Raw genomic sequence first — 10,554 nt, 5'->3', positions numbered from 1 at the left:
CACCCCTTTTCGTGGTTTGGCTAAACTGTCAAGATTAGTTTCTAATTTAGTACGTCCTGGAAGGAAATGTAGGATGAATACAAGACAGAAATCCTGTGGGTATATTGCTATGGGTGCAATGGTGGCGCTTAGCGCTTGTGCGCCCAATACCGATCCAGCCCCGGTTTCCCCCGCTGTGAAAGAGGCCGCAGACGACGGGGGTACTGCCCAACGAATGGCCAATATCAACGGCGTAAAAATGCGGCTGTCTGGCCCCACGCTTAAAACTGGCGATAAGGTTTATGATCCCCAGGTGAGGCAGGAGGCGCTGGTCAAAGACACCATAGTGGTGGTGGGAAAGCCGGGCTTTGAACTTGACACAGAATCGCTGCCATTTGCAGGCACGGTAAAGAGTTTGGTTGGCCGGACATACGAGATCAGGGTGCTGGACCAACAGGCAAATATGTATGCGCTTTACCAGCAGTTGAAACAGGATCCCAGATTCAGTCAGGTTGAACTGCAACTGCAATATTTATCAGGGCGGGAACCGGCCGAATACTAAGAAAAATGTTTCAACCCTGTTATGCCACTGTCGCCAGTTTGTAAAAATTAGCAGCTTTATCCCAACCCGATGGCTATAAGGGGAATGTTTTTCCTGAAGGTCGGAGTCTGGCTTCCTTAAAAAGCAATGCTCCGCCGGGCATCCTCTACTAGTATATTGCCATCGATCAATCCGGCACCGGTGCCCTCTGCACCCGGTTCCTCTTCAGAGGCAATCCATGAAAGACAGAAATCATCTTTCTAACGTCCGTCTCAGTCACCAAGTCAATATTATAGATAAAGGCATTGTGGATATTCCCATGCTGCAGATTCTGCAGCCTGATGGCACTGTCCACAAGGAGGCCGAGGTACCCGCTCTTGACAAGGAGCAGGTACTGAAAATTTATCAGACCATGCGTTTTGTCCGCGTGCTGGATGAACGTATGGTGGCGGCCCAGCGCCAGGGACGGATCAGTTTCTATCTGGCGAGCACCGGCGAAGAGGCCGCCAGTACCGCCAGCGCAGCAGCCCTCGAGCCCCAGGATATGATTATGTCCCAGTATCGCGAACAGGGCGCTCTGGCGTATCGTGGCTACAGCACAGAAGCCTTTATGAACCAGATGTTCAGCAATGAAAAAGAGCCTAATAAGGGCCGCCAGATGCCCATACACTATGGGGCCAAGGAACTGAACTTTATGACCATATCCTCTCCATTGGGCACCCAGATTCCCCAGGCCTCCGGCTACGCCTATGGTCAGAAGATGGCTGGCGAACCCGCTGTCACCATTTGCTATTTTGGTGAAGGGGCGGCTTCCGAGGGTGACTTTCATGCAGGACTGAATATGGCGGCGGTACTGAATTGTCCGGCTATATTCTTCTGTCGCAATAATGGATATGCCATCTCCACGCCGGCGGAGGAGCAGTTCGCCGGTGACGGTATCGCCTCCCGCGGGCTGGGCTATGGCATCAAGACTATCCGGGTGGATGGTAACGATGCCTTTGCCGTCTATGCCGCCACCAAACAGGCCAGAGAAATTGCCCTGGCCGAGAGTTGCCCGGTGCTGATCGAAGCCATGTCATATCGCTTGGCCGCCCATTCCACTTCTGATGATCCCACAGGCTATCGTTCCAAGGACGAAGAAGCCCGCTGGCAGGCCAAGGACCCGATTCAGCGACTGGGTAACTGGTTGAAGGCCAGGGGCTGGCTTGATGAGGAGCAGGAGGCCAAAGACGTGGAAAGCATGCGCCAGGAAGTGCTGCAGGAACTCAAACGGGTGGAGAAGGTGCCCATCTGCCGGGTCGATGAAATTATCGAAGATGTGTATGACGAAGCGCCCTGGCACCTCAAGGAGCAACTGGCCGAGCTCAAGGAACATATTGCCAAGTATCCGGACGCCTATCCAAAAACCTCGGGGAGACTGTAAGTTATGGCCAAGATGAATCTGCTACAGGCGATCAACAACGCCCTGATTATCGCCATGACAGAGAACGAGAAGGTGATGGTGTTCGGTGAGGATGTGGGTCACTTCGGTGGCGTTTTCCGGGCTACCAGTAATCTGCAGGAAAAATTCGGCAGGGCCCGCTGTTTCAATACCCCTTTGACCGAGCAGGGCATCATCGGCTTTGCCAACGGTCTGGCGTCCCAAGGGTCGGTGCCGGTGGCTGAAATACAATTTGGCGACTACATCTTTCCTGCCTTCGATCAGATAGTCAACGAAACAGCCAAGTGGCGATATCGTTCAGGAGGCCAGTTCAGTTGCGGCACTCTGACCATCAGGACCCCTTATGGGGGAGGCATAGCGGGTGGACATTACCACTCCCAATCACCAGAGGCCTATTTTGCTCATACGCCGGGCTTGAAGATTGTGATCCCAAGAAATCCTTATCAGGCCAAGGGGCTGTTGCTGGCATCAATTCGTGATGATAACCCCGTATTGTTCCTGGAGCCCAAGCGATTGTATCGGGCTTCTGTGGGGGAGGTGCCTGAGGAAGATTACGAATTGCCCATCGGTAAGGGGGAAGTGACAAAAGAGGGGGCTGATATCAGCCTGCTGGCCTGGGGCGCGCAGATGGAGATTATGGATAAAGCCGCCGAATTGGCTGAGAAAGAGGGTATTTCCTGCGAAATTATCGATCTTCGCAGCATTCTTCCCTGGGATGTGGAAACTGTCTGTGCCTCAGTGGCCAAGACTGGCCGCTTGCTGATTTCCCATGAGGCGCCGCTTACCGGCGGCTTTGCCAGCGAAATCGCCGCCACCGTACAGGAACGCTGCTTTCTGAACCTGGAATCCCCCATCACCCGGGTTTGCGGTTTGGATACGCCCTATCCACTGGCTCATGAAAAAGAATACATGCCCGATCACCTTAAGGTGTTCGAGGCAATCAAACGCACCGTGCATTACTAGGATATTGGTTATGAAAGATTTTATTTTACCCGATATCGGTGAAGGCATTGTGGAATGCGAACTGGTTGAATGGCTGGTCAAAGAAGGGGACACCATCGCCGAAGATCAGCCCGTTGCCGATGTGATGACCGACAAGGCGTTGGTACAGATACCCGCCATGCATTCTGGCGTGGTGAAAAAGCTCTATTACCGCAAAGGGGACATTGCCAAAGTCCATGAGCCTCTGTTTGCCATGGAAGTGCAAGGGGAGGAAACGGAGCAACCGGCAGAGCAGCAGAAGAGCGATATTGCCCGGGAAGCCGATCCGAAGCAGTCAGCAACAGTGAACACCGGTGGGCAGGTGGAGGACTTTATCCTGCCCGATATCGGCGAGGGTATAGTCGAATGTGAACTGGTCGAGTGGCTGGTGTCGGAAGGGGAAGAAATCAGCGAAGATCAGCCTGTTGCCGATGTAATGACCGACAAGGCGCTGGTACAGATTCCTTCCAAATATTCCGGCAAAGTGGTTAAGCTGTATTACCAAAAAGGTGAGATTGCCAAGGTGCATACTCCCTTGTTTGCCATCGAAGTGGCAGGGACAGCCGGTGATGGGCAGTCAGAAGACAACGCAGCCCCTTCAGAAGCCAGGTCCGCCCCGCCGTTGCAGACCGCCACGGCCACAGGCAATAAGAGCGACCGCAACATTAAGTTCAGCGGCGGAGAACATGAAGCCAGATGGATCAATCCCGACAAGCCGCTGGCCAGCCCGGCGGTACGTAGACTGGCTAAAGAGCTGGAGATGGATCTTACTGCAGTGGAAGGCAGTGGCAAGAAGGGCCGGGTACTGAAACAGGATCTGCTCAGCCTGAATGAACGGGGCCAGACGGAGCGCCCCGTCCAACAGGTTGACCAGGCTTCTGCTCAATCAGTGCCAGGCGGTAAACGCACTGAGCCCATTCGCGGTATCCGCGCAGCCATGGCCAAGCAGATGGCCGCATCTGTCTTCAGTATTCCGCACTTTTCCGTCAGCGACGAAATCGAAATGGACGCCCTGATGGCGGCGCGCAGCCAACTCAAACCGGAGTTTGAGAAGAAGGGCGTCAAGCTGAGTTTCATGCCTTTTATCATTAAGGCATTGTCACTGGCTTTGAAACAATTCCCCATAGTCAACAGTCAGGTCAATGAAGATTGCACGGAACTGACTTATTTTGACGATCATAATATCGGCATGGCGGTTGATTCAAAAATCGGTTTGCTTGTGCCCAATATCAAAGGGGTGCAGAACTTGTCACTGTTTGAGGTCGCCAGGGAAGCGAACCGATTGGTGGAGCTGGCCCGGGAAGGACGCTTGCCCAATTCGGATCTCAAAGGGGGCACTATCAGCATCTCCAATGTCGGGGTGATTGGTGGCACAGTAGCGGTGCCTGTGATCAATAAACCCGAATCGGCCATTGTCGCCTTGGGTAAGATCCAGCGTCTGCCGCGTTTCGATGAAAATGACAATGTCAAAGCCGTCAATATCATGCATATCAGCTGGTCAGGGGATCATCGGATTATCGATGGCGCCACCATGGTACGCTTCTCCAATTTGTGGAAGTCCTACCTGGAAAATCCGCTTGGCATGTTATCCGAGATGAAGTAATGACAACCCGCCCTCAGGCGGGTTTTCTCTGTCTGCCTGATAACGGCAGTGTCAGAGAAAGTTAAAATCCCTTACACTTGCTTCAGTTAATGTCTACGGAAGCGTTTATTTGTTCAGTTATCGTCACGCCTATCATGCCGGCAACCATGCCGATGTACTCAAACACCTGTGCCAGATGCTGCTGCTTGAAAAGCTCGCCGAGAAAGATAAACCCTTTGTCTATGTGGATACCCACAGTGGAGCAGGTTGGTATGATTTGACCAGCGAGCAGGCGCAAAAAACGGCGGAATACCAAGGCGGCGTCGACAGAATGCTGGATGCAAAGAGTACAAACCCGCAGGTTCAGGCCTATCTCAAATTAATGCAGGATTATCGTCAGCAAAACCGGTATCCAGGCTCACCGGAGATCGCCAATCGGCTTTGCAGGGCTCGGGACAGCCTGCATCTGATGGAATGGCATAACAACGAGATTCAGAATCTGAAGCGTAATTTCAAAGGGGTCAGCCGGGCTCATATCCATCATCGTAACGGCTTTGAGGGACTGGTGGCTATGTGTCCTCCCAAGCCGGCAAGAGGATTGGTACTAATAGATCCCTCCTACGAGCTGGAGTCCGATTACCAGGAGGTGGTCAAGACGGTAACCCTGGCCGTGAAGCGTTGGGCAACAGGCATCTACGCCATCTGGTATCCCTTGCTGGCAAAGAAGCGTGACCGCAGCAACAGCATGCTTACCGCATTCAGCAAGCCTCCTTTTACCAGCGTGCTGGATATTCAGCTTATCGTACAACCTCAGAATGAGGAGGTGGGCATGTATGGCTCCGGCCTGGTGGTAGTTAATCCTCCCTGGCAGTTTGACCAGCAGGTGCAGGCGCTGCTACCCGAGCTGTCGCAGACCCTGAAAACCGGTCCTGAAGGGCAGTATTCATTGCGCTGGCTGATCAACGCAGGCTGATCTGATGTCAATGCCCGATTCCAAGCTTAAGCATTTCTATATCCCGGATGAGCAATCCATTTATCTGCTGTCCCATCAGGATGCCCAGAAGCTCAAAGACTGGATTAATCTTTGTATCGAACAACTGGAGTTATTGGGATACCGGAACATAGATTTGATTGGCAAGGGTGCCTTCGGTTTTGCCTTTGGGGGAATCAGTGAGCGGAATCAACAACTGGTTTTCAAGTTTTCCAGGGTGAATCTGCCCCAGCACGTCCAGGATAGGCTGGAAGAAGAAGCCTATATGCTCAGTCAGGTCGATCATCCCAGGGTACCGCAGTTGGAAGAATTCCAGCGTATAAAGAAACAGGCCATCCTGGTAATGGAGCGGGCCAAAGGGCTGGATCTGGAGCAGGTTTCCCTGCAAAAAGGCCCCTTATCACCAAGGTTGGTGACCAGGATTGCCGGCCAGCTTGCGGACATATTGCTGGCCCTCAGGCAACACAAGGCAAGGGGACAGGACAAACCTATAGTCCACGGTGACATTAAGCCCTCCAATTTGGTGTTCGATGAACAGTCGGAGGATATTGCCCTGATTGACTGGGGATCGTCGGTCTTTGCCCAGTTGGATGCGCAGGGGAATTATGTGGGGGCCAATGTGATGGATCTTATGTCCAGCGACCTGCAGCAGACCAATGCCAGGCTGGGCGATGTTTACTTTATAGGCGACGAACAAATGGACGGTGCCCTGTCCAGCCCAAGGTTTGACGAGCAGGGGGTAGCCAGTACCCTCTATGCGCTGGCTTCCGGGCAATCCTGCCGGTTTGGCCGTAAGGTCATTACCCCAAATGCCCTGGGCCTGCCCAGAGAGCTGGCCAGAACCCTGATGGCAATGATGAGTGACGATGCACAGGAGCGCCGCAGGGGAGGGGATTACTTCCTTGCCAATATGCGGCATATGCGCAATCTGGTGTTCAGTGGCCCTGAGCAAAGCGATTATCAGCCAGTGATTCCCTGCTGGAGCCACAAAACCAGCAAGCCCATCGATACCGTGGTATACAGCTCAAGGAAATCTTTCCTGCGGGTCGAATCGGTGGAAGATGAGTTGCGCTACCTCAACGATGAACAGTTTGAGCGTTATTACAAGAACTACATGCAGGGGATGGGGGAAACCGAAAAGGCTTTCGTTTCAGCCGTCAGCCGGCTGGGGAAGTATCCGGTAGTGGGTGGCCTTGCGGTGCGCTGGCATCCGGAAGGCATCTACATCGATTCCAGTCTGAATCTGTATGACCCCTCAATGAAGCGTTCCTTTGAGATTTCGGTCAACAACATGGTCACGCTGGCCCGGGCTATCCACCGGGTGGGGGTATTCAAAAGCTGCATGTTTAACGCCAGGGACACCCTGCATCTGGACAGGCCTTCGCCGGAGCAGCCGTTTACGCCTGCAGCAGGCATGCACATCCCCTATGACATCAGCAGGATCTCGGTGGTCGAGGAGCAAAGTCGCATGCACTCCTACTTTGAAGACGGTGAAGATCCGGACGAGTTTCTCAAATTGCCGCCGACCATTCTGGAGCTGATTGCCAGGCTGAATGATATTCATCACACAGGTTGTATTATTTTTGAAGCTCTGCCCACCAACATGAAGGTTCACAGTTATTACACCCTGTTGGATCACGATCGTGAAGAGGAATTCAGGAGCATCCTGGATGGGCTTATCCGGTCCATTCCGCTGATAGACGGGTTGGGTATATCGGGCTTTATGAAGCTGCCCTATAAAGACACCCGTTTTTTCGAACATATTGGGGTCCTGCCGGACAAATTTTATCCCCGCAATCCGTTGGAAAAACAATTATGACCCAGGATATTAAACTGACTGAACTTTTGACCTTGGAAAAACTGGAGGAGGGGCTTTACCGCGGCCTGAGCTGGGACCTGGGTTTTCGTGCCCTGTTTGGCGGCCAGGTCATGGGGCAGGCGCTGGCCGCCGCTCAGCGGACCGTCAAAGACGAGCGAATTGCCCATTCCCTGCATTGTTACTTCCTGCTGCCGGGAAATGCCCATCTTCCGGTGGTGTATGATGTGGAAATCATGCGCGATGGGCGCAGTTTCTGCACCCGACGGGTGAAGGCAATCCAGGGCGGCAGGACCATATTCTATATGACGGCATCTTTTCAGCTTCCGGAACAAGGTCTGAGCCATCAGCATGCACCCATGCCGCAAGTTCCTGCGCCAGAGAGCCTGGAGCCGGACATTCGTTTTTACGAAGACATGATGGACAAGCTGCCCCCCGTCATGGTGGAGAAACTGGCTTACCATAAACCTATCGATATGCGTTCGGTACAGAGCGTTAACCCCATGGATCCGAAAATCATGGAGCCCACCCGTTATGTGTGGATGCGGACCAGCAATGATTTGAACGATGAGCTCGATCAGCATCAGACCTGTCTGACCTATGCCTCAGACTATTATTTTCTGGTGACTGCGCTGCAACCCCACGGCGTGTCTATCATGAACCGTTCGGTGCGCATGGCCACCATCGATCATGCCATGTGGTTCCATCGTCCGTTTCGCTTTGACGACTGGTTACTCTATTGCATGGAAAGTCCTTTTTCCGGTAATGCCAGAGGGCTGGTACGTGGGCAAATCTACAATCGGCAGGGAGAGCTGGTGGCCTCGACCATGCAGGAGGGTCTGATGAGAAAAGTGGAGGAGGAGTAATGCTATATCGTCTGTCCGGCAAACAGCCTGAAGTCCATGGAACCGCCTACATTGCACCTGGCGCGCATCTGATTGGCCAGGTGATCCTCGAACAAGAGACCTCCGTCTGGTTCAATGCGGTTATTCGGGGTGATAACGAGCCTGTCCGCATCGGTGCACAAAGCAATATCCAGGACGGAAGCGTACTGCATACGGACGAAGGTGTGCCGCTGACTCTGGGCAAGGGCGTGACCGTCGGCCATAAGGTTATGTTACATGGGTGCGAAATAGGGAACTACAGCCTTATTGGTATCAACGCCGTTGTACTTAACGGCGCCAGGATAGGCAAATATTGCATTATCGGCGCCAATTGTCTGATCACGGAAAACATGCAAATCCCCGACGGCTCGTTAGTGGTCGGCAGTCCTGGTAAGGTCATCCGTCAGGTCACGGAGGAACAGCGCAGAATGCTGGAAAACTCGGCGCAACACTATGTCGACAACGCCAGACGCTACAACTCCGGATTGGTCATTGTCTAGAAAGTGGGCGGGGTAAAAAAAGACCCAGGAACCCGGGGAGGGTCCTGGGCTTAGGGGAATGGCTCGTAACGAGCCGTGCGCTAACTCATAGCTTGGAAAATGGAGAAGCACCAAACAATTTTTCAAGCCGGACCGTAATTGTAGAACATGGTCGTACGAAATTTAAACAAAATTTTACTTGATTTAAATTCTCTATGACTTTCAGTAGCTTAGGTGAAAATTCAGGTAATTTGGGACAGAGGTTGGCAACAGCTTGCTCAGGGTTTATCCACAGATTTATACCCAGCCTACCAAACGGCCGTCGCGGACCAAATCCCGGGGCAGACTGTTCTTGATTCTGTTATTCAGCCCCTTGCCCAATCCAACTGCACATCCTGCAAACATCAATAACAGTTCTCCCTGTGGAGGGGGAACCTCGACAAACAGATCCTTGCCCTGATAGTAGCTCTCCAACTGCTCGGGGCTGAGTTCGTACCGGCCTGTTACCGCCTGCTTACCTAAAGCGATGGCCGCTTCATGAGTCAGCCTGAAACCCTGTCTGTGGGCGGTAACGAGCTTGATACCCATGCGATCGAAGCGGAACTGCCCCATCCATTCAAGCAGTGGGGAGGGGAATAACCAGAAGTCATTATCCCGTTTGAATAATCTGTGCTGCTCAGGCAAGACTAAGCCAAAGGTTCGCTGAAGATAGTGACAGATCTCGTCAGTTTGCTGCCTGGCTGCCGGCACATAGGGAAACTTGCCGGTGCGCTTTTGCCTCTCGGGTCGGAGCCGGCTTTGAGTTTTACGCAATCTGGCGACAAAAAAGCCTTCACTGTCAAACAGCTGAGGCCAGACATGAAGGTAGCCCTCCGGGGTCACCGCCTTGTCTGCACCGTCAAAAAGACCTGCCAGGGATTCCACCACAAGGGCTTGCGGATAACGGTTCAGCAAGGCATTGACCACTTGCTGATTCTCCTCCACGCTCAGGGTGCAAGTGGAGTAGACCAGCACACCGCCGGGTCTGAGCGCATGAAAGGCGCTGTCCATCAGTTCTTTTTGCACGGCCGCGAGTTTGTGCAGGGCCGCTTCGGACCAGTTCTGTAATGCCAGTGGATCTTTACGGACCGTACCCTCTCCGCCACAGGGTGCATCCAGTAATACCGCATCGAAACCCTCTGGTAACCATTGTCCGAAAACCTGCCCCTCGAAATGGCTCATAGCAACATTCATCGCGCCCATGCGCTGTAGGCTGGCATTTAGCACTTTGAGTCTGCTGGAGGACAGCTCGTTGGCCACCAACAGGCCCTGATTATTCATACTGGCCGACAGCTGCGTGGTCTTGGAGCCCGGAGCTGCAGCCATATCCAGAACCCTGCTTATATCAGTTGTCCCTGATTCACCGGCCAGCAGCGCAACCGGCGGCAACATGGAGCTGGCTTCCTGGATGTAGAACATGCCGGCCAGGAACTCTGCCGTATTGCCCAGCGGCAGGTTTTCCTGCTCTGCGGGCCGTTGTAACCAGAAACCTTCCTTGCACCAGGGCACAGCTTCTAGTTGCCAGCCCTGCTTCTGCGCCCTTTCTGTGAAATCGGGCAGGGTTATTTTCAGGGTGTTGACCCGGATGCTGCGTCTAAGAGGACGTTGACAATAATCAATAAATGTCCGCAGGGTGGCCTCGTCACCAAGAAGGGGGGTGACCTTATCGAGGTAAGCTTGTGGAATAACCGGATGCTGCATGGGGAAACCTGACTGGATAAAAGCGCAGGCATTATAGGCAATTTTCGCCTTTGCGGTGAACATCAATACTTGCCCTGCTCAGTGAGGCTTGACTAAGGTGATCCAGGTAATCCAGAAGGA

The 10,554-nt window shown here is 53.2% G+C and carries 9 protein-coding genes; 8 read left to right on the top strand and 1 reads right to left on the bottom strand.

Annotated elements, in window-relative coordinates:
- Positions 1-73: 73 nt before the first annotated feature.
- The 8 genes from J0A66_RS04080 (at position 74) to J0A66_RS04045 (ending at position 8,715) form a co-directional block, all read left to right on the top strand.
- Positions 74-541: a hypothetical protein gene (locus J0A66_RS04080; RefSeq protein ID WP_206572516.1), complete on the top strand. Its 468-nt coding sequence runs from the start codon at positions 74-76 to the stop codon at positions 539-541.
- Positions 542-758: 217 nt separating this feature from the next.
- Complete coding sequence (locus J0A66_RS04075) at positions 759-1,943, top strand: thiamine pyrophosphate-dependent dehydrogenase E1 component subunit alpha (protein ID WP_206572515.1); 1,185 nt, start codon at positions 759-761, stop codon at positions 1,941-1,943.
- Between the two features lie 3 nt (positions 1,944-1,946).
- Entirely contained in the window at positions 1,947-2,924 is a 978-nt protein-coding gene (locus J0A66_RS04070; RefSeq protein ID WP_206572514.1) for an alpha-ketoacid dehydrogenase subunit beta, read from the top strand.
- 10 nt (positions 2,925-2,934) lie between these two features.
- Entirely contained in the window at positions 2,935-4,545 is a 1,611-nt protein-coding gene (locus J0A66_RS04065) for a dihydrolipoyllysine-residue acetyltransferase (protein ID WP_206572513.1), read from the top strand.
- 109 nt (positions 4,546-4,654) lie between these two features.
- On the top strand, positions 4,655-5,497 hold the full coding sequence (locus J0A66_RS04060) for a 23S rRNA (adenine(2030)-N(6))-methyltransferase RlmJ (protein ID WP_206572512.1): 843 nt from the start codon (positions 4,655-4,657) through the stop codon (positions 5,495-5,497).
- Between the two features lie 10 nt (positions 5,498-5,507).
- Positions 5,508-7,334 carry a protein kinase domain-containing protein gene (locus J0A66_RS04055; RefSeq protein WP_206572835.1) on the top strand — a complete coding sequence of 609 codons (1,827 nt, stop codon included), beginning with the start codon at positions 5,508-5,510 and terminating at the stop codon, positions 7,332-7,334.
- On the top strand, positions 7,331-8,197 hold the full coding sequence (locus tag J0A66_RS04050; RefSeq protein WP_206572511.1) for an acyl-CoA thioesterase domain-containing protein: 867 nt from the start codon (positions 7,331-7,333) through the stop codon (positions 8,195-8,197). The genes J0A66_RS04055 and J0A66_RS04050 overlap by 4 nt, the downstream gene beginning before the upstream one ends.
- Positions 8,197-8,715 carry a gamma carbonic anhydrase family protein gene (locus J0A66_RS04045; RefSeq protein WP_206572510.1) on the top strand — a complete coding sequence of 173 codons (519 nt, stop codon included), beginning with the start codon at positions 8,197-8,199 and terminating at the stop codon, positions 8,713-8,715. Before J0A66_RS04050 ends, J0A66_RS04045 begins: the two co-directional genes overlap by 1 nt.
- Positions 8,716-8,991: 276 nt before the next feature.
- Here J0A66_RS04045 and rsmF read toward each other — a convergent pair whose 3' ends face one another.
- On the bottom strand, positions 8,992-10,497 hold the full coding sequence (rsmF, locus tag J0A66_RS04040) for a 16S rRNA (cytosine(1407)-C(5))-methyltransferase RsmF (protein ID WP_241264011.1): 1,506 nt from the start codon (positions 10,495-10,497) through the stop codon (positions 8,992-8,994).
- Positions 10,498-10,554 lie beyond the last annotated feature (57 nt).

Origin of the sequence: Bowmanella dokdonensis (genome assembly GCF_017254865.1) — a bacterium.
GTDB lineage: Bacteria > Pseudomonadota > Gammaproteobacteria > Enterobacterales > Alteromonadaceae > Bowmanella > Bowmanella dokdonensis.
Note: the sequence above shows the minus strand (reverse complement) of the source record. Positions and strands in the feature narration are given on the sequence as shown.